Raw genomic sequence first — 21,281 nt, 5'->3', positions numbered from 1 at the left:
AGCAAGCCTCTTTGCCCGGCCCCGTGGCACTGTAATTAATGGCTTCCCCAAATAAAGTTGATTATGAACGCAAGGCTGATCACATACATCATCCAGTGCACGTCTTTATGTTTCCCAACGGCAAGCTTTAAAACCGTATAAGAAATAAATCCGAATGCCAGCCCCTGGGCAATGCTAAACGTCAGAGGCATAAGGATCATGGTCAAAAAAGCAGGGATAACATCTGTAAAATCATCAAAAGAAATAGATTTAATTTCGCTGAGCATCAAGGCACCAACCAGGATTAAAATGGGTGCTGTGGCTACAGACGGTACAAACGAGATTAGAGGAGTAAAAAGAAGAGTCAGGAAAAACAGGATACCGGTTGTTAACGCGGTCAATCCCGTGCGGCCGCCCTCCGAAATGCCTGTTGCATTTTCGACATAGGCGTTCATGACCGTTCCTCCCATGGCTGCACTTGCCATGGTGCCAATGGCATCGGCCTGCAGGGCGCGGTCCAGGTTTTCAATTTTTCCATTTTCATCAGCAAGTCCCGCTTTATTGGAAAGACCGATGAGGGTTGCCAGGTTATCAAATAATTCCACGATTGTAAATGAAAATAAAATGGACAGGATGCCATATGCGAAAGCGCCTTTCAGATCCATGGCAAGAAAGGTGTCCGAGAGACTTGGCAGTGACAGTGACGCAATGTCTTTAACACTGTGCGGATAATCAATAAAACCTGTCACCATGGCGGCAATTGACGTCACAAGAATGCTGATCAATAACGCGCCTTTATATCTCTTTGAAAGTAAAAAAGAAGCCACAAATAAACCAAACAGCGCAAGCAGCGGCCCGGCTTCCGTTAGGTTGCCGAGGCTGACAAATGTTTCTTTATTGGAAACGACGATACCCGCATTTTTTAAACCGATAAAGGCAATAAATAAGCCGATTCCAACGGAGATAGAGGATTTCAGAAGCGGAGGAACACCATCAACAATACGCTGCCGGATACCGGTGAGGGTTAAAATGAAGAATACCAGTCCGGAGATAAACACTGCTCCAAGAGCGGTTTGCCAGCTCAAGCCCGCACCAAGGACGACGGTATAGGTGAAAAAGGCGTTCAAACCCATACCAGGCGCTACAGCTACGGGGAAGTTAGCCCAGAGTGCCATTAACAGCGTACAGAACACACTGCCATAAATCGTTGCTGCCAACGCAGCTTCCTTTGGAATGCCTGCATCCGCAAGAATGGAAGGATTAACAAAAATAATGTAGCTCATCGTAAGGAAGGTTGTGATGCCTGCAAGAATCTCTGTTCTGGTGGTTGTTTTGCGTTCTTCCAGCTTAAAAAAGCGGTTCAAAGAAAATTCTCTTCCGGATCTTTCTTTTCCTGCTCCTGACATGAAAATGCACCCCGTTTCTTATGATAGAATCCATTAACCCTAAAAAATTAACCGGTTTGAAGGGGAAGAATTCCTTTGGTGACTATAGTTCTTTCAGTACTGAGGGGGTGAGACAGGTTAATTTGTACATCCTATGATAAAAAAACAGGAGTATTCTCCTGTTTTCAGATAAGCGGTTCAATAAATACATGCATGATTCCTCCGCAAATTCCTCCGTCTTCATAAAGGAGGCCGCTCGTGAGATCAACTGTATGGGTAACGGGCCGGCCGGATTTAATAACATCCAGTGCTTTTTCGATCACCTCACCTTCACCGCAGCCCCCGCCAATGGTTCCGATGAGAGCTCCTGTGGAGGTAACAATCATTTTCGAACCGGTTTTGCGAGGAGTAGATCCTTTTGTAGAAACAATAGTGGCAAGAGCGGCGGGTTTCTTGATTTGCAAAAACGTATGAATGATATTGATCATTTCCTGTTCCCGCAACGTTTCTGCCCCTTTCTGAACCCCTTTTTGGCCAACTCCCGGATATGGGAGCTGAGCGGCTCTCCGTTCTTTTTGTTTTTCACGGCCAGAATTTCTGCGAAAATACTGACCGCAATTTCTGCTGGTGTTTCTGCTCCGATATCCAGGCCGACAGGGGTGTGGATGTGAGTAAACGTTTCTTCGGGAAAATCATGGCGCAGCTGTTCGAATACGCCTGCAATTCTGCGCCTGCTTCCGATCATTCCGATATACGCGGGCCGCTCCTCTCTGGACAATAGCTGCTGCAGGCTCAGCACATCAAATTGATGGCCGCGTGTCAACAAAAGAATGTAGGTGGAGGTTTTTAGCGGAACGGTTTGAAAATACGAATGAAACGACTGGCAGCACACTTCGTCTGCACAAGAAAATCGTTCTTTATTGGCAAAGGAAGAGCGGTCATCAACAACAGTCACTGAGAACCCCAGCATTTTACCCAAGTGTGCGACCGGTTCTCCGACATGGCCGGCTCCGGCAATAATAAGATGGGGTGGAGGGGGAAAGGCTTCATGAAAAATCCTGTATCTATTATTTTGCCAGTGGAAATCAAGGGAAGACGTGTGCTGCTCTGAAAAAGAAGATGAACAAAATTCAGAGATCGCACTTGTTAAATCACCAGCAACCCCATTTTCCCCATAAGCGGTTTCTGGAAGCAGAAGGATCCGTTTGCCGATCAATTCAGGAACGGCTTCTGTAAATGTTACCAGAGATACGGCTGTCCGGTTTAATATGGCTTCTGAAAGTTTATGGTAAAGAACTTCTTTTTTCATTGGCGGACTTCTCCCGTTTTCATTGCCTGATAAATTCGCTCAGGTGTGGCTGGAAGGTGTTTGATACGTACACCTGCTGCGTCGTAAATCGCATTCATAATAGCGGCGATAATCGGGATCATGACGACCTCTCCAATGCCCTTGGCACCAAAGGGTCCGGTCTCCTCCATGCTTTCGGCGGGAAAGGTTTCAATAAGAGGCGTCTCCCTGATAGTGGGAATAATGTAATTTGTGAAATTAGCTGTTTGATGATAACCCCCATCCATCAAAACATCCTCATACAGTGTGTAGCCGATCCCCATGACCGCACCGCCTTCTGTCTGTCCTTCAAGTCCCTGGGGATTCAGAACCTGTCCGGCATCCGGGATGGAAACAACACGCAGGACTTCTGTTTCTCCGGTAAAGGTATCTACCTCAACGAGAACAAGATGAGTCAAATATCCGTATAAGTGGTGCGGAGCGCCGCCTGATCGGGGAAGTTCTTCTTTTTCTTTGGGTAGCATAAAGTGCCCCTCCACCTTAGTTGGAAGCCGGTTTTCCTGAAGATGGGCATAGAGATCTTTATACGATAATAGTTGCTCCCCATTCTCTGTTAGTGCGTAATATTCATTTTCACCGATCAGTATGTCCTCCGGTTCCACCTTATGCAGGGTAGAAGCTGCTTCTGTCAAAAGGCGGATCATATGGGGGACAGCAGCCGCGATCGCTTTTCCTCCTGTATACGTGGACCGGGAAGCGGTAACCGTCCCGCTGTCGAGCGTTTGTGCAGTATCGCCCTGAATAACTGTTATGTTTTCAATATCACAGTTTAAAAGCTCTGCTGCCACCTGGGCGTAGACCGTGCCGTTGCCCCCGCCGATATCTTCACAGCCAACCCCGACCTTAAACGTCCCATCCGGCATCAATTCAATGGTGGCTGCCCCGTAATCCGGAAGACCGATTCCCATGCCGACCGCATGAAAAGAGGTGGCTACGCCGATTCCCCGTTTTTTCCACGGTTCGCTGCTGTCCTTTTTATGTGTTTCCCTGTTTTTCCAGAGCTCACAGGTTTCAGCAATCTCCAGGGTTTTTAGCGTCCCCACGCTCGTTTTTAATTCATGGCCGATGCTTGACCGGTCTCCCTTTTCATAGGCGTTCTTCTTTCGGATTTCAATCGGGTCCATTCCAAGTTTTTCGGCGATCATATCCATATGGGTTTCAATAGCAGCACACACCTGATTGACACCAAATCCTCTGAATGCTCCCGAGATTCCATTATTGGTATACACGCAAAAACCTTCAAGATCAACATTCGGGATCTTATAGGGGCCGCAGCAATGTTCAATGGCCAAGGCGATGACCGCACCCCCGAGAGAGGCATAGGCTCCTGTATCAGCAACAGCTCGTACTTGATTGGCAAGCAGGGTTCCGTCTTTTTTCGCTGCTGTTTTCATTTGTACCTTGAACGGATGACGCTTGATGCCGGCGATTACGGATTCTTCACGGGACAAATGAATCTTAACTGGCCGGCCTCCGGTATGAAGAGCAAGAAGGGCCAGATAAATTTGAACGGTAATCTCATCTTTACCTCCGAAAGCTCCGCCAATCGGATTGGAAATTACACGGATTCTCGCAGGATTCATGGCGAGCGCACGGGCAATTTGAAGGCGGTCCCTGTATGCATACTGCCCGGGACAGCGGATGGTCAGCATTCCGTCAGCCTCAAGCACTCCCCATCCTCCTTCTGTTTCAATAAAGGCATGCATCTGGCGTGGAGAATAGAAGGTGTTTTCCAAAATAACATCTGCTTCTTCAAAGGCTGCGTCCATATCGCCGTTTTTAATGATGACATGACTGTGGATATTGCCGTTTTCGTGAAGGGAGGGAGCTTTGGAGGACATGGCAAATTCCGCATCGGTCACCGGGGCAAGCGGTTCATAATCCACTTCAATAAGAGAAAGAGCATGCTCGGCGATTTCCTTTGTTTCCGCCGCAACCAAAGCGACTGCATCCCCCGTACAGCGAACCATATCATGGGCGAGGACAGGCTGATCGGGTACGACAATACCAAATCCATTAAAACCCGGTATATCCTTATGGGTTAACACACAGATGACTCCCGGCAACGACTGTGCTCTCGAAATATCAATGGATTTGATTAGCGCATAAGGATACTGTGAACGAAGGACTTTCCCCCAAACCATCTGTTCAAAATGATAATCTGTCATATATTTCAGAGTGCCCGTTACTTTTTCCGGTGCATCCACGCGTGGCACCCGTCTGCCAATATATTTAAAATGGTTTTCTTTCATCATCTGCCCACCTTTTCATTAAACGGTACAATCCTCTTTCCAATAGGGCACTCGCCATATCGCGCCGGTAGGACGCCGAGGCCCGTATATCTGAGATCGGCATGACTTCCTTCCACGCGACCCGGCTGATATTCGCTATCATGTCAGGCGACAATTCCCCAAGGGCAAGCATTGCTTCACACTTTTTCGCCCTGAGCACCACAGGTCCGACAGATCCAAACGCAATTCGGCCGCCTGTACACTCTCTCGTTCCTTCTTTCATGGAAAGGCTGATCGCAACATTCACGATCGAGATGGATTGGGCTTTGCGGGGACCGAGCTTTTGAAAGATGCCGAGGTCATGTTTTCCCCGGATTTTAAACGAAATTTTCGTAATGATTTCGTTTGGGAAGGCGACCGTTTTACCGGGGCCGATAAAAAAATCCTCTGCACAGATATGCCTTTTTCCAGTTAAAGAAGTGAGCTCAATGATGGCTCCCAATACAAACAGAGCTGGGATCGTATCTCCGGCGGGAGAAGCAGTGCCAATATTTCCTCCGATCGTGCCCATATTTTGCATTTGGGCTGCCCCGACTTCGCGGCAGGCTTGTACCAGAACATCGGCATGGTCGCGCAGCAGAGGAGACGAGATGATTTCTTGATGCGTGGTCAGCGGTCCGATATGAATTTCATCTTTCTCGATAGCAATAAATTTCAGTTCATCAATATTTTTTAAATTCAGCCAGCAGTCATGCTGCCATTTTCCTTCCTTCATGCGCACCACCGCATCCGTTCCTCCGGCCAGCAGGCGAAAGCTGGCTTTTTCATTTTCAAGAAGATAAAGGCATTCCTGGAGAGAACGGGGCGAAAGCATGTCTATGTCTGAAACGTACATTACAGATCCTCCCTATATGCAGCTTCATAATCAGCTGGAGTGTTCAAGTTTAAAAGAATACTAGGGTTATCCGTTTCCATAAACTTAACCTTGTTGTGATGTCTCCGAATGATGTTCCGCAGGCCTTCGGTTTCTTCAGAAATCAGGAGCAGCTCTGGATAGAGGTGGTTTGGAAGAAGAATCGGATGCCCCCGTTTTCCGTTATGGACAGGGATGATGATGGATTCTGGATCGGACTGGTGAAACTTGTCCATTTGGCAGAGAACGCCAGGTAAAAGCGGCTGATCGACTGCAGCGATAAGAGCCCCTGTGGAGTGGTTGTCCATGCCATGACAACCGGCTCTGATGGATGAACACTTTCCTGAAGAATAATCCGGATTGATCACTAGTTTCACAAAATGGCCGTCCAGTTCTTTTTTAAGTTCATGAGCTCGAAAGCCAAGGACAACCACGATCTCTTTAATGCCTGAGCTGTGAATGGCTTTAATCTGATAAGCAATCAGAGAGGTTCCCTGCCATTGCAGAAGGGCTTTTACTTTATTCATCCGGGAAGAACAGCCTGCAGCAAGCAGAATACAGGAAAGGCTGGAGGCGGCCATCTTTTAAAGTTCCCTGAAGGTCAGCAGTCTTTGGGCTGCCGTCTGAACGGCCTTCAGTATTTTGGTATAGCCCGTACAACGGCAAAGATTTCCGCCCAGCGCCTGCTTGATTTCATCCAGGCCCGGCAGGTGGCCGATGCTGTTCAAATAGGACCTTGCAGACACAATCAGACCGGGCGTGCAGTATCCGCACTGAGTCGCACCTTCATCAATAAAGGCTTGCTGGATGGGATCCATATTTTCCGGTGTGCCGATGCCTTCCACTGTAACGATGTTTTGGCCATGAACTTGTCCTGCGAGTAAGAGACAGGAGCAAACCGGCAGGCCGTTAAGCGATACCGTGCAGGAACCGCATTCCCCCTTGCCGCAGCATTCCTTGCTGCCCGTTAGACCCGCATCTTCCCTGAGAACGTCAAGCAGCGTTTTTGAAGGACTGCATGTTATCGAAATTTCTGTTCCATTTATAAAAAAATCAATGGTCTTCAATGTCCGGCCTCCCAATATAATTTTAGGACAAATCAACAATTACTTTTTCTTGGCGGGTGCTAATTGAAGTTTGTACAAATATAGTAGAGTTTTTTAAAAACATTCCTATTTTCATAGCTTTAAGAGGAGGTGATGAAAAGAAATTCAAAGACGAGGATTACCAAACATCTGGGAGGGAAGCAAAATGGCACAACTTAAAAGGTGGAAAGTGGGTGTACTTGGTCTGCAGCATGTTCTTGCTATGTATGCCGGAGCAGTTATCGTACCGCTCATTGTTGGTCCGGCTATCGGGATGAATGCCGAGCAGCTGGCCTATCTGATTTCCATTGATCTGTTTACTTGCGGAATTGCCACTCTGCTGCAGGTGATTGGCGGCAGGCATTTTGGCATCAGGCTCCCGGTCATTCTTGGCTGTACCTTTACCGCGGTGGCCCCCATGATCTCCATTGGAAAGCTTGAAGGATTTACGGCGATTTACGGTGCGATCATCGCCTCGGGGCTGGTCGTCATGGTCCTTTCACAGTTTGTGGGCAAAATCCTTAAATTTTTCCCGCCCGTTGTAACAGGGTCAGTTGTACTCATTATCGGGGTGTCGCTCATTCCGGTTGCGATGAACAATGCAGCAGGCGGACTTGGGTCGAAAGGGTTTGGCAGTCTGGAAAATTTAGCACTCGCCAGTTTTACATTTGTGCTGATTATCTTAATTAACCGGTTTTCCGGGGGGTATATCCGGGCTATATCGATACTCCTGTCCCTGATTGCAGGAACGGTTCTTGCTTCCTTTATGGGTCTTGTGGATGTATCACCTGTCAAAGATGCGTCCTGGTTTCACATGGTACAGCCGTTTTATTTTGGAAGACCAGAGTTTCACATTTCGGCAATACTCACCATGTCCATTGTCGCGATTGTAAGCATGATTGAATCTACCGGTGTATTTCTCGCGTTAGGTGACATTTGCGACCGGAAACTGGAATCACGTGACATTAAAAAGGGTTTGCGGGCAGAAGGATTGGCGATTGTGATTGGCGGTATCTTCAATTCCTTTCCTTATACTTCTTTCTCACAGAACGTTGGTCTTGTGGCTTTGACGAAAGTGAAAACAAGAAATGTAGTAATTGCCGCCGGCGGCTTTTTAATACTTCTTGGCCTGCTTCCAAAAATTGCGGCACTCACCACTATTATTCCAACAGCAGTCCTTGGGGGAGCGATGATTCCCATGTTTGGAATGGTCATTGCTTCAGGGGTTAAAATGCTGTCCCGGACGGATTTCTTGAGCAATGAAAACCTTTTGATTGTCGCCTGTTCCGTAGGAATCGGGCTCGGAACCGCAGTCGTTCCCATGGTGTTCAGCGCGCTTCCGGACGGTGTAAGGCTCCTCGTGGAAAATGGGATAGTTATCGGAAGTATAACGGCGATTTTGCTGAATCTAGTATTTAATTTCAAGTCTATGAATATACATGAGCAGGAAAGGATGGAGCAGCTGAAAGCCGATGGCGATGCAGTCTGACAGCATATGGCACGGGGGCAGAAGCTGCCCCCTGCTCATCTTTAACACTGCTTGGTTTCTAAAAAAGTCTAAAGGAGAGACGGAAATGGATCTGATTTTAAAGAATGCAATGATTCCACAAGGAGACCGGACGGTAATCACCAACATCCTCGTGCATGAGGGCAGGATTACCGGCTTTTGCAATGACATTCAATTTTTAAAAGCGGACAAGGTGCTCGACATGGAAGGCAAGCTGGTGGTTCCGGGCTGTATTGATCCGCATACACACTTCATGGACCCCGGGTTCACCCATCGGGAAACATTTGCAACCGGGTCGCGGTCAGCTGCGGCAGGGGGATTAACCACGATTATAGACATGCCGTGCTGTTCCAAACCTTCTGTACGGGACAGGGAGAGCTTCCAGAAGAAAATTGGTCCAATCCGGGGACAGGCTTATATTGATTATTGTTTTTGGGGCGGCATGACCGGAGAGGATGCCCGCAACGGCTGGATTGATAACATCTACCCTCAAATCGATGAAGGTGTTGTTGCATTCAAAGTGTATATGACGCCATCGGTGCCAACCTTCCCGAAGGTGTCTGACGGTGAGATGCTGGAAATTTTCCAGAAGGTCGCCAAAACAGGAATGCCAATCGGGGTTCATGCAGAAAACTATGATATTTGTACCTTTTATACAGAAAAGCTGAAGAACGAAGAGCGGGAAGATGGACCGGCTTGGGCAGAAGCAAGGATGGCGCTTGCTGAGAAAGTAGCCATTGAACTCATCATCAGTTATGCAGAAGCCACAGATGCACGGGTTCATGTTGTTCATATGAGCACCAAAGAAGGCGTGAAACTGGTGCGGGAAGCAAAGAAACGCGGCGTAAAAGTAACGGCGGAAACGTGTCCTCATTACTTGATGCTGAACGCGCAGGATTCCATGACCGAAAGGGGAACCTTTGCCAAAATCGCTCCTCCGCTGAGAGGTAAGGACGATAACCAGGCACACTGGCAGGCGCTGGCGGATGGAACGATTGATTTTGTAGGAACAGATCATGCGCCATATGAAATCGCAACTGAAAAAGCTGCAGCTGATTCTAGCATCTGGAACAGCTTCCCTGGCATTCCGGGAGTGGAAACCATGGTTCCGATTCTGGTCAGCGAAGGGTTGAACAAAGGGCGCCTGTCGCTTTCCCGTTTCGTGGAAGTGACAAGCAAAAATGCGGCTATTCATTATGGCATTTATCCGAAAAAAGGAGCCATGGAAATCGGAAGTGATGCCGACTTTACCGTTATTGACCTGGATCAGGAATGGGTCATCGATGAGAAGAAGACGGAGTCCATGGCCAAATACAATCCCTTGCATGGAATCAAGCTGAAAGGCCGTCCGGTTCAGACAATTCTTAGAGGAACCGTTGTATATGACTATGAAAAAGGCGGAATAACAGGTGCAGCGGGCTATGGTGAATATGTGAAACGCCAGAGCATCCAGCGGCTCGAGCGGACGCTGAAATATGAAAACTATGAAAAAGCAAATCAGCCATCGGCAGCACAACAGCAGATGGAAAAAAGCAATTAAGAAAGGAGACGGCCTGTGGAACTGAGAGGGAAGAAGCATGTGGTTGTGGTCATCGATATGCTGAATGACTTTATTGGGGAAAAAGCAGCACTTCGCTGTGAAAACGGCGAGAAAATCGTTCCGGTCATTAAAGAACTCGTGGACTTTTGCCATGAAGAGAACATCCAGGTTGTGTTCGTCCAGGAAGCCCATCGGAAAAACGACCGTGATTTCCGAGTACGGCCGGTTCATGCCATAAAAGGGACCTGGGGATCAGAATTCATTCCAGAGCTCCAGCCGGACGAGAGCAAGGGAGACTATGTGGTTCAAAAAAGAAGACACAGTGCGTTCAGTTATACCGATTTTGATTTATTCTGCCGTGAAGAGGAGATTGATACGGTAGTGCTGACGGGGGTGTGGACCAATGTGTGTGTGAGAAGCACCGGTTCCGATGCGCTGTATCACGGATATAATGTGATCTGCCTGTCGGATTCCACAGCCTCCAAGGACGATTCGATGCATGAATCCGGACTTCGGGACATTGATTTATTTGGAGACATCATGACAACGAAAGAGTACATGGAAGCGGCAAGGAAAAAATTCTCAAATAACAGCCGGGTTGTTTAATCTGTCATGGGCCAAAACAAACGGATTATCGTGGGAATAACAGGAGCGAGCGGTGCCTTGTATGGCTACTCGCTCGTCCGGGCCCTGCACCAGCTGGGAATCGAAACACACTTGATCGTAACCGGGATGGGAGAGAAGGTGCTGCAGTTTGAATGCGGGATCAGCATGGAGGTATTGAAGCCCTATGCTGAAATCCACAGCAATAAAAATTTATTTGCTTCAGTTGCCAGCGGTTCTTTTTTAACGGCTGGAATGGTGGTTGTACCGTGCTCGATGAATACCCTCGGGTCGCTGGCCAACGGTGTAGGCGATACATTGCTCAGCCGGGCGGCGAGCGTCGTGCTGAAGGAGAGACGGCAGCTGATCGTTGTTCCAAGGGAAGCCCCGTTCCACCTGATTCATCTTCAGAACATGACCAGGCTTGCGGAGGCGGGAGCCTGCATTATGCCTGCTTCGCCAGGTTTTTATCACAAGCCAAAGGAGATTTGGGAGCTGGTGAACTTTATGTCCGGGAGAATCCTGGACATGTTGGGAATTGACCACACCCTTCTGGAGCGCTGGGGGGAGAAAGCATGAATCCTGCCACACTTCGTGCGCTGCTCGACCGATGGACAGCAGAAGGAAAGCTTCTGCGTGTAAAGAAAGAAGTGGATCCGCTTTATGAACTGGGAGCCGTCCTCAAATCCAAGCAGGGGAAGCAGCCGTTTTATTTTGAAAATGTCAAAGGCTATCAATCTCCCATGGTCGGGGGACTCGGCGGAGACCGCAGGCTTGTCGCTGACAGCCTCGGTATTTCAGTTGAAGAGCTTATTCCAAAAATCATCCAGTCGATTGTATCTCCCGTTCCAACCAATCTTGTGTCTTCCGGGCCGGTCCATGACAATGTGCTTCTTGGCTCGTTCGATCTGGATACTCTTTTTCCCATTCCCACCTTTCATGAAGAAGATTCAGGTTCCTACTATGTTTCAGGCATTCTTGTCGTTAAAGACCTCTTAGGTCAAAAACGCTACACATCCATCAGAAGGATGCAGTTTCTTGGAGAGAACAGGACCAGTATCCTTATCACTTCTCCAGAATTGCTGCATCAATTTTACGAGTATGAAAAACGGAATGAACCGATGGAAGTGGCCGTCATGTTTGGTGTTGTTCCGGCTGTCGTACTAAGTTCGCAAATCAGCACGCACTTGTACCATACCGACAAGCTTGATGTAGCGGGAGCGCTGATCGGCCAGCCGCTTGAAGTGGTCCAATGCCGGACGGTGGATTTGGAAGTCCTCGCCGAAGCCGAAATTGTGCTGGAAGGAAAAGTGCTTCCTCATGCAAGGGAGCCGGAGGGGCCGTTCGGTGAGCTCGCCGGGTTCTACGGAACGCGTGCGCAGCAGCCTGTTGTTGAATTTTCTGCGGTTACGTATCGTGACCAGGCCATTTGCCAGACCATTTTCCCATCAAGTTATGAAGAAAGGCTGCCAATGGCGCTTGTACGGGAAGCCACATTGCTGAGCACGGTCAGACAGTCAGTGCCCAATGTGAAAAAAGTCCATATTACCATGGGCGGTGTTGCCAGGTTCCATGCGGTGATTCAAATTGAAAAGGTAACTGAGGGGGACGGGAAGCAGGCTGCACTTGCGGCTTTCGCCAGTGATAAAGATTTAAAGCATGTAATTGTCGTGGATGAGGATGTGGACATCTTTAATCCGGAAGATGTGGAGTGGGCAATGGCGGTAAGGGTTCAGGCCGATCAGGATATTTTCATTGTTCCGGGGGCGAAGGGCTCCCCTCTTGAAGCCTCTCACAACCTGCGGGGAGTTTCGGCGAAGATGGGTGTGGATGCCACTGTTCCTCTGGACAAAAAAGACGCGTTTAAGCGGACCACGGTTCCGTTCGGTCCCATAGATTTGAGAGAGTACTTGTAAAGAAGGAGGAACGAAAAATTGAATGCGATCGGAATGGTTGAAACACGGGGACTGACGGCTGCCATAGAAGCATTGGATGCGATGGCAAAAGCGGCAAATGTTCAGTTGACTTCATTTAAGAAGGTAGGTTCAGGACTGGTGACAGTCATTATCGAAGGTGACGTTGCTGCGGTTTCGTCCGCCATTGAAGTGGGCAGGCAGGCTCACATCAAAACGGGTGGAGAGCTCATTTCGTCCAATGTGATTCCGCGTCCTCATTCCGAACTGTCAAAAATACTATAGGAGGAGGTGGGAACTTATGTCGGAATTTATGCGTGAGATTGTCCAAGAAGTGCTGCGTCCCGCAAAACAGCCGCCGACGAAGGGAAAAGAGCCTCCTGCCGTTGTACAGAAGCTGCACCGCCCAAATTATCAGAACGCAATGCGGGAAAAACGGCTGAAAGAGCTGGAAGGAAGAAAGGAAACACGTACTGCCGAGAGAGCTGCAGCTTCGGTGGATGAGCTGGTTTCCCGGCTTAATATTCTGTCTTTACAGGGAACAGAAGGGAAATCAAAGTCCCCTGAAAACTATGGAACTCAACAAACATCCGGACAGCCGTCAGGGCGGCTGGTGGGCAAAGCTTCATCCGGAATGGCCGCCTGGCTCTATACCAATCTGCCAAAGGAACGGCTGGAATGGTTTCACCGTCCGATTCCTGCCAGGGGAATTGCCGTTTTCTCCGCTCCCGTATCATCTCCCGGCCAGCTCGTGATCCTTCAGGAAGAATTAAATCGTTCGGAAAATGAAGTGAAATATTTTATTCAATGGGACAAAAACGGAAAGAATGCCTTTCTACTGGAACTCTACCATGATGATTGCAAGAAACTTGAAGCTGTTGCAGAAACCATGTGGCATTCTCTGGACCGCCAAACGAAAAAAACGAAAAAACTTTTTTACATGGAGCAGCCGGGCTCATGGCTGCTGAACCAGCTGGAGCTTACGGGCATCAGAGGTGCTGTTGCCATTATGGAAGGGATCGGCCGGTTTGAATCCTATACGCTTTTGCTGCCGGTGCTGCAAGAGCTTGCGTCCATCGACATCAGGTACAAAGTTGAAGAAGACTATCTGATTCTGCACGGCGCCCATGAACAGCTTTCCAGCTATATACCCGGTTTTTTCAGAGAAATCCAGCAGTAAGGAGTGGGAAATGTGCATGCATTGGGCATGATTGAAACCGTCGGATATTGTGCTGCCGTATCTGCGGCAGATGCCGCTGTAAAAGCGGCTGATGTAAAAATTGCCGCGATCGAAAAAGTGATTGGGGTTCAGGGGGCATTAGGGGTCACCCTTCACCTCAGGGGAGATGTGGCTGCCGTGGCCTCAGCGGTTGATGCAGGGAAGAAGGAGGCCGAACGGGTGGGCAAGGTCATCTCAGCCCATGTTATTCCAGCAACCCACAGCAATGTGGCAGAAAAACTTCTGTCCCGTTTTAAATTGAATGGCGAGAAAGAAACAGAGAGAGCTTGAGCGGCCGGAGGAGCAAAGAACTTCAACGGTGCCAATCCAAGAAAACAGGAGGAATAATAGAATGGGCGAAGCGTTAGGCTTAATTGAAACAAAAGGCCTGGTCGGTGCAATTGAAGCTGCAGATGCCATGGTGAAGGCTGCCAACGTGGAGATTTGCGGGTACGAAAAGGTGGGGTTCGGTCTCGTGACCGTTATGGTAAGAGGGGATGTGGGTGCGGTAAAAGCGGCGACCGACGCGGGGGCAAGTGCAGCGAGCCGTGTGGGAGAACTGGTATCTGTGCATGTCATTCCACGGCCGCACAGTGAAATTGAAAGAGCGCTGCTGTCTAAAGGAGAATAAGTGTGTATGGCGCCAGGCAGAGTACGGTCGTCAAAAATACCCTGCTTGAACTGCTTGGTAAGGGGGAATCGAGAGTTCCGCGTGTCCTTTCTCTTTTAACCTATCATTTCGCTGGGATGGAGGAAGGATGGGCGCTGCTCCGGGAAGCGGGGAAAAAGAGAATCATAATGGAAGTGGTTGCAGAAGAGACGCTGCTGCAGCAAGTAGGTGTAGCCCGCCTGGCAGCAGAATGCCATCACGACGCCCTTTATCCGGAATCTTTTTTAACAGAGGAATCACTTGGGAGAACCGACTGTGTTCTCATACCTGTGCTCTCATTTTCTTTTGTATCCGACCTTTTGCGGTTTAATGAGCAAAGAAACGTTGTACGGTTCACTTTGCAGGCATTGCTTTCCGGTAAAAAGGTCATTGCGCTCTCATGTGGTGCAAATCCGTTTCATCCTGTGTTTGCCAATAGAAAGCTGGACCGGGGAACCATTCACTTAACAGATGAGCTTTACAAGCAAATGATTCAACTAAAAAGGATGGGCATTAAAGTAGAAAGCTCAGAGAAGAGTGTGCTGTCATGTATGGAAGAAAAAAACAAAAATGCTGTAATCACTGAAACGGATGTTCTTAAAGCTTTAAAAATGGGCAAACGATCCATTTTTGCAGCAAAGCATGACATTATCACTCCGTTGGCATGGGATGCGGCAAAACAGCACAACCTTACCATTACAAGAAAGTAAGGGGAAACGAACATGCACATGGGTTTGGTGATTGGAAGAGTAACTGCGACCCGTAAGGATGATAAATTGATAGGAACGAAACTGCTCATTACACAGCCGATCGGCATGGGCGAAACCAAAAGCGGCATGCCGATCATTGCTGTGGATACAGTTGGTGCAGGTGTAGGGGAAAAGGTACTCTATGTTACGGGGAGCATGGCATCCCGGGCGGCGCCCGATAAGGATGCACCCATTGATGCTGCCATCGTGGGCATCATTGACAGTCTGGATTGGGAAAAGCAGGGAGGTTAGGGATATGGACACAAAAGGTATTAAAGAAGCCATTCATTGGCGAAAGCTCATTGATGTGCTGCTTGATGCCAACCAGTATGCAGATACCATTTTAAAGGGCGGACAGTTTATTAATGTGATCACACGTGAAATCTATCCAGCTGATGTGGCCATAAAAGGAGAATATATTCTGCTCATTGGAGACTGCTCAGACCTCCAGGGACCTTCAACCCATATGGAAGATGTGGCAGGCATGTATATCAGCCCGGGATTTATTGACTCCCATATGCATTTTGAAAGCGCGATGCTCACAGTAACTGAATTTTCGAGGCTGTCTATTCCCACCGGAACGACTACGATTGTTGCTGACCCGCATGAAATAGGTAATGTGCTTGGAGTCCATGGCATGCAGGAGATGATCAAAGAGGCACGCACCCTGCCAAACACGGTCTATTTTACCGTTCCCTGTTTAACGCCGGATGCACCGGGACTGGAAACAGCCGGAATGGACATAGCATCTGGTGACATGGCAGAACTTCTAAATGACCCTCTCGTGCAGGGAATCGGAGAAATTCAGGGCTTCAGCAACGTCAGCCCGGTTTATCAGCATGCTCCTGAACTCATCGATGATCTCATTGCGTCTGTTTCTTATGCAAAAAGCATCAACAAAACGGTGGAGGGAAATGCACCGGCTTTGTTTGGAAAAGAGCTTGCGGCCCACATCATCAGCGGGGGAACCCACATTTCCTGCCACGAGACGACGACCAAAGAAGAAATGGTGGAAAAGCTGCGCAACGGGGTCAGTGTGTTCATGAGGGAAGGATCATCTCAGCGGAACATGGCAGAATGCATCAGAGCGATCACGGAAGAAGGAATGGATTCAAGGCGTGCAATTCTTGTTTCAGATGATGTGGTGCCGGAAGACCTGATGAAGATGGGGCATATGAATGACATTGTCAAACGGACGATAACACAGGGTGTGGATCCGGTCGAGGCTATTCAGATGGTGACAATCAATGCTGCAGCACATTTTGGATTTAAAGACAGCGGCATGCTTACGCCAGGAAAAAAGGCGGATATAGCCGTGATCAGTGACCTGATGAACATGACGATTCATTCGGTATATCTCAAAGGAAAAAAAGCCGCAGCCCAAAATGAATTAACAATCGATCTTCCGGCATACCGCTATCCAGAAAATGTGAAGCAATCCGTCAAGCGCAAGCCGGTAAAACCTGCTGATCTGGTTATTGAGGCTTCCGGGTCCAAGGCGCATGTCAGGGCCATTGAAATAATCCCTGACCAAAATTTAACTGGTTCAGCTCAATTCCAGTTATCGGTTCGTGACGGAAAGATTCAGCCCTGCCTGAATCAGGATGTATTGCCGCTCTTGGTTCTTGAACGGCATGGCCGGTCCGGACGCATCGGAAAGACCTTTCTTCACGGGTTTCGTTTACTACGTGGTGCGATCGCTGAAAGCGTGGCCCATGATACGCACAATATTATCGTCTGCGGCACCAATTATGAAGACATGGCAACAGCAGTCAACCGGGTAATTGCCATGAATGGTGGAATAGCTCTTATTCAGGATGGACGAGTTGTTGGTGATTTGCCGCTCGGCATTGGGGGATTGATGACTGACGAGATGACGGGGCAGGAAGTAAGCAACCGAATTGCTGAACTGCACCGGAAAGCTGAGGAGGAATTAGGGTGCGGAATTCATGTTCCTTTTATGCATCTCTCCTTCCTTTCCCTTGTAACAAGCCCAAAATGGAAAATTACAGACATGGGATTGATCGACGTGGATTCTTTTACGGTCCTTCCCGCCGTAATGAAGGAGGAAGGATGATGGGAGTAAAACTTGTTGACCTGTCGCAGGAGATTTACCAGGGCATGCCGGTCTTTCCTCTTCACCAGAATACAATGATCTTTCCCAACATTTCACATGAGGAAAGCATTGAAAGAATAGGTTTCCCCTTTGCCACAAACAATCTTCTCATCAATGAGCACGGACCAACCCACAGTGACGCTACCTACGAGTATGATCCCGGGGGGAAGTATATTGACGAAATGCCGCTTGACTATTTTTACGGCCCGGCGGTTTGTCTTGATCTCTCCCATATTCAGCCGGAAGACTATATCACGCAAACTGAGCTGGAAAAGGCTCTGAACGCTTCAGGACAATTCCTTCAAAAGGGAGATATATGCCTTTTGTATACAGGGCATTACAACCGTGCTTATGGAACGGAGGATTGGCTGAACCGGTATACCGGCCTGGATTATGAAGGCGCAAGATGGCTTGCCCAAAAAGGGGTGGTCAACATCGGAATTGACGCGCCGGCAATTGACAATCCCCTGGATATGAAGTACTCGGGACACCTGATCTGCAAGGAATATGGGATTACGAACACGGAAAACCTGTGCAATCTGGAACAGGTTGCGAATATGCGGTTTCTCTATTTTGGTCTGCCGCTGAGAATCCGAAAAGGAACGGGATCTCCCGTCAGGGCAGTAGCCGTTTTTATTGAATAGGGAGGGATAGCCATGACCATTCACAATAGTTACCGAATCAAGGAGGAAATCTTGATTCCGCCTTATGAGGGAAGAAGTGCCCTCATAAAAGCAGGCGAGGAGCTTGTCATTATTGATGTGGAAGGAAAGCAGGTCGGGGACTTTGTCTGCTTTTCCCTGCAAGATCCGGATGAACATGTGTCTCCTGTTCACATGAGGGCGAGCTTAAGCAGCATTTCACTGAAGACAGGAGATTTATTGTACAGCAATCGCCGCCGCCCGCTTATGCAGCTTGTTCAGGATACGGTGGGCAAGCATGATTTTTTCTTCCCGGCATGTGACTATTACCGGTACAAGGAAGATTTTGGTCTCGAAGATCATCCGAATTGCCATGATAACTTAAAAGAAGCACTGGCTTATTATTCACTTGGGCATGTACACGTACCAGACCCGATCAACTGGTTTATGAATAATGTTCTTGATGAAAATGGGGATTATGTCATCTGCGAACCGCTTTCCAAGCCCGGGGATTTTGTGAGGTTGAAAGCGTTGGAAGATGTGATTGTTGCCTGCTCCGCCTGCTCGCAGGATCTGGCGCCGGTGAATGGGTTTCATGTCACAGGCCTCAAGCTTCAGATTTTGAATAAAGCAAGGACATAACAGAGGAATTGTTCTTTTTCGCCTGGATAAGGAGGTAACATATGTCTTCTTTACTCATAAAAAACGCTGAAATCGTCACGATGAACGAAAAGGAAGAAATTTTGCATGGGGATATTTACATTGAGGACAATCGGATCAAACAAATTGGGCCGGGGCTTGACCGCCAAGCTGATGTTATTATCGATGCAAAGAATAAAACCATCATTCCCGGCTTTATTCAGACGCATATTCACCTGTGCCAGACCTTATTCAGGGGGCAAGCGGATGATTTGCAATTAATGGACTGGCTTCGGCAAAAAATATGGCCGCTTGAAGCTTCCCATGATGAAGAATCCATCTATTATTCTGCATTGCTCGGTACAGGGGAGCTGATTCAAAGCGGCACAACCAGCATTGTGGATATGGAGACCGTCAATCACACAGACTATGCCTTTCAGGCGATTGCAAAAAGCGGGATACGGGCAATGTCGGGGAAAGTAATGATGGATAAGGGCTCGGATGTTCCAGGACCTTTGAGAGAAAGTACATCGAGTTCACTGCAGCAGAGCGCAGACTTGTTGGAAAAATGGCATGGCAGGGAGAATGGCCGCATTCAATATGCATTTTGTCCGAGGTTTGTTGTTTCCTGTACAGAGAAGCTGCTTACGGAAGTACGGGAACTTTCCCGTCGGCATGGTGCGTTTGTACATACCCATGCTGCGGAAAACCGGGGGGAGATTGCTATTGTCCAAAAGGAAACGGGCATGCGCAATATCGTGTATCTGGATCATATTGGACTTGCAAACGAAAAATTGATTCTGGCTCATTGCGTTTGGCTTGATGACGAAGAAAAAAGCATTATTAAAAAACGCAAGGTCAAAGTGAGCCATTGTCCAGGTTCCAATCTGAAACTTTCATCCGGTATAGCAGAGGTGCCGCAAATGCTGGAGCAGGGGATATCCTTAAGCCTTGGGGCAGATGGGGCACCCTGCAATAATAACCTGGACATGCTCAATGAAATGAGACTTGCCGCTCTCATTCAAAAGCCTGTACACGGCCCAACCTCAATGAATGCAAAAACTGTGTTTAAAATGGCAACCATTGGCGGAGCCCGTGCAGCAGGTATGGAGCATGAAATTGGAAGCCTTGAAGCAGGAAAAAAAGCAGATATGGCCATCCTCAATCTTAATGATTTTCATATGTATCCATCGTTTGGGACGGACACCATTTCCCGCATCGTTTATTCAGCTACACGTGCGGATGTCGAGACGGTAATAATTGATGGGAATATCATCATGGATAACCGCAAGCTGATTACGATGGATAAACAAACGGTTCTTCAAGAAAGCAATAAATGCATCCGCAGGCTGCTTAAGCGAAGTGAGGGAATCTTTTTATAGAAGGACTAGTCGATGACGCCTGTGCGAAGCAGTTTTAAAATTACCTCAAACTTACTTTTTTAATCAACCTCCTGAACAGGTACCCTCCAATAGTATAAGATTTTTAATAATTGACCCCTTATCATAATGGCGGCTAATAATTCCTCTGAGGCAACTTTTCAGCGGAAGTTTATAAAAGAAAAAACACGAGGCTTTTCATAAGAAAATACCTCGTGTTTCGTTTTAATTTTCTGGGAGGTATCTTCGTGCTCCGGCATATTCCTGAGCATAGATGCCTTCGATTTTATCGATTCTGACGGTAGTGCTTGAGTTTGGTGAATGGATCATCATGTCGTTTCCTGCATACATGCCGACATGGTGGACACTGCCCTTTCCATTATTATAGGCGAAGAATAACAGGTCCCCGGGCTGCAGGTCTTCCTTTGCAACAGGTGTGCCCGAGCGGGATTGAGGACCTGAATCCCTTGGAATGGTAATGCCTGCGGCTTTGTAAAGCGTATGCGTAAAGCCGGAACAGTCAAATCCGAATCCCGAAGTCCCTGCCCAAAGATATGGCAATCCGAGGAACTTCTTGCCTTCATTCACAAGGTCCTCACCTGTAGGCGTTGGTATGGATTCATCTGACAGATAAACTTTCACGTCCTTACGGTCAAGGTAACGTGTTTTACCTTCTGGTGTGGTTACCCCAATTGATGTTCCTTTCACCTTGGAGATTGGAAGTCTGGTATTGTAGCTGATTTCGATTTGCTTGTGTTTTAATGAAGCGTTCTTATACAGCCAGGCGGTAGGGCTTTTTACCAGAGCGAACGGTTTTGCTGCATCCTTCGCTTTAGCAAATTTTTTGTTGTAAACGAGCTGTGATTTTGGCATCCAGCCCGGATAGCCGGCTTCAAGCCTTGGTGTTGGCTGTCCGTCTACCGCTACTTTTACCCAATCTCCCTGCTGATCGGTTATGGTGACTTTGTTGCCGTACAACGCCTGTGTTTCCAGTGGGCCCACAAGCCATAATTTATCCTCGTACGTCATGCTGGTCGTCCATTTTCTCAGATCAACCGGATTGCTGAGGGAAGGCGCATCCAGTGGCCTGGTCTGTGCGGGCTTTGTCCAAAGTGTTGCCGCCGCTACATCCACATACGCTGTTGCAGGAGAAAGGTCCTTTGTATGCGGGGCATCTGCACCTTTTGCTGTTCCTGTAAACATTGTGAATAATAATCCTGCTGCAAAAAGCGTTCCTGTCCATTTTTTTATGTACTTCATGTTGAGCCTCCTTTTTCAGTAGATAATAAAAAATTCCGTTAAGGTAGAACTGATTCCTTTATATCAGAAAATTTTCGTTCGAAAGTCATGGATCAGAAGCAGGGAATAGTAAAAAAGTATTTGGT

General features: G+C 48.0%; 23 protein-coding genes. 15 read left to right on the top strand and 8 right to left on the bottom strand.

Going from position 1 to position 21,281, the window contains the following annotated elements; all coding sequences use genetic code 11:
- Positions 1 to 35 precede the first annotated feature (35 nt).
- The 7 genes from QYB97_RS05240 to QYB97_RS05210 form a co-directional block, all read right to left on the bottom strand.
- The gene (locus QYB97_RS05240) at positions 36 to 1,385 is read right to left on the bottom strand and encodes an NCS2 family permease (RefSeq protein WP_301164870.1); all 1,350 of its coding nucleotides are present in this window, start codon (positions 1,383 to 1,385) and stop codon (positions 36 to 38) included.
- Positions 1,386 to 1,549: 164 nt separating this feature from the next.
- Complete coding sequence (locus QYB97_RS05235; RefSeq protein ID WP_301164869.1) at positions 1,550 to 1,867, bottom strand: XdhC family protein; 318 nt, start codon at positions 1,865 to 1,867, stop codon at positions 1,550 to 1,552.
- The gene (locus tag QYB97_RS05230; protein WP_301164868.1) at positions 1,849 to 2,673 is read right to left on the bottom strand and encodes an XdhC family protein; all 825 of its coding nucleotides are present in this window, start codon (positions 2,671 to 2,673) and stop codon (positions 1,849 to 1,851) included. Before QYB97_RS05230 ends, QYB97_RS05235 begins: the two co-directional genes overlap by 19 nt.
- The gene (locus QYB97_RS05225; protein ID WP_301164867.1) at positions 2,670 to 4,967 is read right to left on the bottom strand and encodes a xanthine dehydrogenase family protein molybdopterin-binding subunit; all 2,298 of its coding nucleotides are present in this window, start codon (positions 4,965 to 4,967) and stop codon (positions 2,670 to 2,672) included. The genes QYB97_RS05230 and QYB97_RS05225 overlap by 4 nt, the downstream gene beginning before the upstream one ends.
- Complete coding sequence (locus QYB97_RS05220) at positions 4,945 to 5,838, bottom strand: FAD binding domain-containing protein (protein WP_301164866.1); 894 nt, start codon at positions 5,836 to 5,838, stop codon at positions 4,945 to 4,947. Before QYB97_RS05220 ends, QYB97_RS05225 begins: the two co-directional genes overlap by 23 nt.
- Positions 5,838 to 6,437 (bottom strand): nucleotidyltransferase family protein, encoded by a 600-nt coding sequence (locus tag QYB97_RS05215; protein ID WP_301164865.1) that lies wholly within the window; start codon positions 6,435 to 6,437, stop codon positions 5,838 to 5,840. The genes QYB97_RS05220 and QYB97_RS05215 overlap by 1 nt, the downstream gene beginning before the upstream one ends.
- Before the next feature lie 3 nt (positions 6,438 to 6,440).
- Positions 6,441 to 6,923 (bottom strand): (2Fe-2S)-binding protein, encoded by a 483-nt coding sequence (locus QYB97_RS05210; RefSeq protein WP_301164864.1) that lies wholly within the window; start codon positions 6,921 to 6,923, stop codon positions 6,441 to 6,443.
- A 184-nt stretch (positions 6,924 to 7,107) separates the two neighbouring features.
- Between QYB97_RS05210 and QYB97_RS05205 the strand changes: the two genes are divergently transcribed.
- The 15 genes from QYB97_RS05205 to QYB97_RS05135 all read left to right on the top strand — a co-directional run bounded on the left by QYB97_RS05205 (position 7,108) and on the right by QYB97_RS05135 (position 19,899).
- Positions 7,108 to 8,430, top strand: coding sequence for a nucleobase:cation symporter-2 family protein (locus tag QYB97_RS05205; protein WP_301164863.1), 1,323 nt, complete (start codon positions 7,108 to 7,110; stop codon positions 8,428 to 8,430).
- An 85-nt stretch (positions 8,431 to 8,515) separates the two neighbouring features.
- Positions 8,516 to 9,988: an allantoinase AllB gene (gene allB / locus QYB97_RS05200; RefSeq protein ID WP_301164862.1), complete on the top strand. Its 1,473-nt coding sequence runs from the start codon at positions 8,516 to 8,518 to the stop codon at positions 9,986 to 9,988.
- 15 nt (positions 9,989 to 10,003) lie between these two features.
- Complete coding sequence (locus QYB97_RS05195; RefSeq protein WP_301164861.1) at positions 10,004 to 10,594, top strand: cysteine hydrolase family protein; 591 nt, start codon at positions 10,004 to 10,006, stop codon at positions 10,592 to 10,594.
- A 6-nt stretch (positions 10,595 to 10,600) separates the two neighbouring features.
- Positions 10,601 to 11,170, top strand: a complete 570-nt coding sequence (locus QYB97_RS05190; protein ID WP_301164860.1) for a UbiX family flavin prenyltransferase — start codon at positions 10,601 to 10,603, stop codon at positions 11,168 to 11,170.
- On the top strand, positions 11,167 to 12,507 hold the full coding sequence (locus QYB97_RS05185; RefSeq protein WP_301164859.1) for a UbiD family decarboxylase: 1,341 nt from the start codon (positions 11,167 to 11,169) through the stop codon (positions 12,505 to 12,507). Before QYB97_RS05190 ends, QYB97_RS05185 begins: the two co-directional genes overlap by 4 nt.
- Before the next feature lie 18 nt (positions 12,508 to 12,525).
- On the top strand, positions 12,526 to 12,789 hold the full coding sequence (locus QYB97_RS05180; RefSeq protein ID WP_301164858.1) for a BMC domain-containing protein: 264 nt from the start codon (positions 12,526 to 12,528) through the stop codon (positions 12,787 to 12,789).
- 16 nt (positions 12,790 to 12,805) lie between these two features.
- Positions 12,806 to 13,684: a hypothetical protein gene (locus tag QYB97_RS05175; protein WP_301164857.1), complete on the top strand. Its 879-nt coding sequence runs from the start codon at positions 12,806 to 12,808 to the stop codon at positions 13,682 to 13,684.
- 12 nt (positions 13,685 to 13,696) lie between these two features.
- Positions 13,697 to 14,014, top strand: coding sequence for a BMC domain-containing protein (locus tag QYB97_RS05170; RefSeq protein ID WP_425589760.1), 318 nt, complete (start codon positions 13,697 to 13,699; stop codon positions 14,012 to 14,014).
- 61 nt (positions 14,015 to 14,075) lie between these two features.
- A complete protein-coding gene (locus QYB97_RS05165; RefSeq protein ID WP_090232655.1) occupies positions 14,076 to 14,354 on the top strand; it encodes a BMC domain-containing protein in 279 nt (92 codons plus the stop codon).
- A 2-nt stretch (positions 14,355 to 14,356) separates the two neighbouring features.
- Positions 14,357 to 15,082: a hypothetical protein gene (locus QYB97_RS05160; protein WP_301164855.1), complete on the top strand. Its 726-nt coding sequence runs from the start codon at positions 14,357 to 14,359 to the stop codon at positions 15,080 to 15,082.
- A gap of 12 nt (positions 15,083 to 15,094) precedes the next feature.
- Positions 15,095 to 15,373 carry a EutN/CcmL family microcompartment protein gene (locus QYB97_RS05155; protein ID WP_301164854.1) on the top strand — a complete coding sequence of 93 codons (279 nt, stop codon included), beginning with the start codon at positions 15,095 to 15,097 and terminating at the stop codon, positions 15,371 to 15,373.
- 4 nt (positions 15,374 to 15,377) lie between these two features.
- On the top strand, positions 15,378 to 17,198 hold the full coding sequence (gene ade / locus QYB97_RS05150) for an adenine deaminase (RefSeq protein ID WP_301164853.1): 1,821 nt from the start codon (positions 15,378 to 15,380) through the stop codon (positions 17,196 to 17,198).
- Positions 17,195 to 17,881 carry a cyclase family protein gene (locus QYB97_RS05145; protein WP_301164852.1) on the top strand — a complete coding sequence of 229 codons (687 nt, stop codon included), beginning with the start codon at positions 17,195 to 17,197 and terminating at the stop codon, positions 17,879 to 17,881. The genes ade and QYB97_RS05145 overlap by 4 nt, the downstream gene beginning before the upstream one ends.
- A gap of 12 nt (positions 17,882 to 17,893) precedes the next feature.
- The gene (locus QYB97_RS05140; RefSeq protein ID WP_301164851.1) at positions 17,894 to 18,520 is read left to right on the top strand and encodes a DUF1989 domain-containing protein; all 627 of its coding nucleotides are present in this window, start codon (positions 17,894 to 17,896) and stop codon (positions 18,518 to 18,520) included.
- A 41-nt stretch (positions 18,521 to 18,561) separates the two neighbouring features.
- Positions 18,562 to 19,899, top strand: coding sequence for a 5'-deoxyadenosine deaminase (locus QYB97_RS05135; RefSeq protein WP_301164850.1), 1,338 nt, complete (start codon positions 18,562 to 18,564; stop codon positions 19,897 to 19,899).
- A 222-nt stretch (positions 19,900 to 20,121) separates the two neighbouring features.
- On the opposite strand, the gene QYB97_RS05130 is transcribed toward QYB97_RS05135, so the two are convergent.
- Positions 20,122 to 21,156 (bottom strand): C40 family peptidase, encoded by a 1,035-nt coding sequence (locus tag QYB97_RS05130; protein WP_425589759.1) that lies wholly within the window; start codon positions 21,154 to 21,156, stop codon positions 20,122 to 20,124.
- Between the last annotated feature and the right edge of the window lie 125 nt (positions 21,157 to 21,281).

The organism is Fictibacillus fluitans (genome assembly GCF_030418125.1).
In the GTDB taxonomy this organism is placed as follows: Bacteria; Bacillota; Bacilli; order Bacillales; family Fictibacillaceae; genus Fictibacillus_C; species Fictibacillus_C fluitans.
Note: the sequence above shows the minus strand (reverse complement) of the source record. Positions and strands in the feature narration are given on the sequence as shown.

What these genes read in the sequence shown, in the direction of transcription:
- QYB97_RS05130 (WP_425589759.1), bottom strand. Translation starts at nt 21,156, where the DNA reads ATGAAGTACATAAAAAAATGGACAGGAACGCTTTTTGCAGCAGGATTA.
- QYB97_RS05205 (WP_301164863.1), top strand. Translation starts at nt 7,108, where the DNA reads ATGGCACAACTTAAAAGGTGGAAAGTGGGTGTACTTGGTCTGCAGCAT.
- QYB97_RS05140 (WP_301164851.1), top strand. Translation starts at nt 17,894, where the DNA reads ATGACCATTCACAATAGTTACCGAATCAAGGAGGAAATCTTGATTCCG.
- QYB97_RS05145 (WP_301164852.1), top strand. Translation starts at nt 17,195, where the DNA reads ATGATGGGAGTAAAACTTGTTGACCTGTCGCAGGAGATTTACCAGGGC.
- QYB97_RS05240 (WP_301164870.1), bottom strand. Translation starts at nt 1,385, where the DNA reads ATGTCAGGAGCAGGAAAAGAAAGATCCGGAAGAGAATTTTCTTTGAAC.
- ade (WP_301164853.1), top strand. Translation starts at nt 15,378, where the DNA reads ATGGACACAAAAGGTATTAAAGAAGCCATTCATTGGCGAAAGCTCATT.
- QYB97_RS05230 (WP_301164868.1), bottom strand. Translation starts at nt 2,673, where the DNA reads ATGAAAAAAGAAGTTCTTTACCATAAACTTTCAGAAGCCATATTAAAC.
- QYB97_RS05135 (WP_301164850.1), top strand. Translation starts at nt 18,562, where the DNA reads ATGTCTTCTTTACTCATAAAAAACGCTGAAATCGTCACGATGAACGAA.
- QYB97_RS05185 (WP_301164859.1), top strand. Translation starts at nt 11,167, where the DNA reads ATGAATCCTGCCACACTTCGTGCGCTGCTCGACCGATGGACAGCAGAA.
- QYB97_RS05155 (WP_301164854.1), top strand. Translation starts at nt 15,095, where the DNA reads ATGCACATGGGTTTGGTGATTGGAAGAGTAACTGCGACCCGTAAGGAT.
- QYB97_RS05215 (WP_301164865.1), bottom strand. Translation starts at nt 6,437, where the DNA reads ATGGCCGCCTCCAGCCTTTCCTGTATTCTGCTTGCTGCAGGCTGTTCT.
- QYB97_RS05225 (WP_301164867.1), bottom strand. Translation starts at nt 4,967, where the DNA reads ATGATGAAAGAAAACCATTTTAAATATATTGGCAGACGGGTGCCACGC.
- QYB97_RS05220 (WP_301164866.1), bottom strand. Translation starts at nt 5,838, where the DNA reads ATGTACGTTTCAGACATAGACATGCTTTCGCCCCGTTCTCTCCAGGAA.
- QYB97_RS05175 (WP_301164857.1), top strand. Translation starts at nt 12,806, where the DNA reads ATGTCGGAATTTATGCGTGAGATTGTCCAAGAAGTGCTGCGTCCCGCA.
- QYB97_RS05165 (WP_090232655.1), top strand. Translation starts at nt 14,076, where the DNA reads ATGGGCGAAGCGTTAGGCTTAATTGAAACAAAAGGCCTGGTCGGTGCA.
- QYB97_RS05190 (WP_301164860.1), top strand. Translation starts at nt 10,601, where the DNA reads ATGGGCCAAAACAAACGGATTATCGTGGGAATAACAGGAGCGAGCGGT.
- allB (WP_301164862.1), top strand. Translation starts at nt 8,516, where the DNA reads ATGGATCTGATTTTAAAGAATGCAATGATTCCACAAGGAGACCGGACG.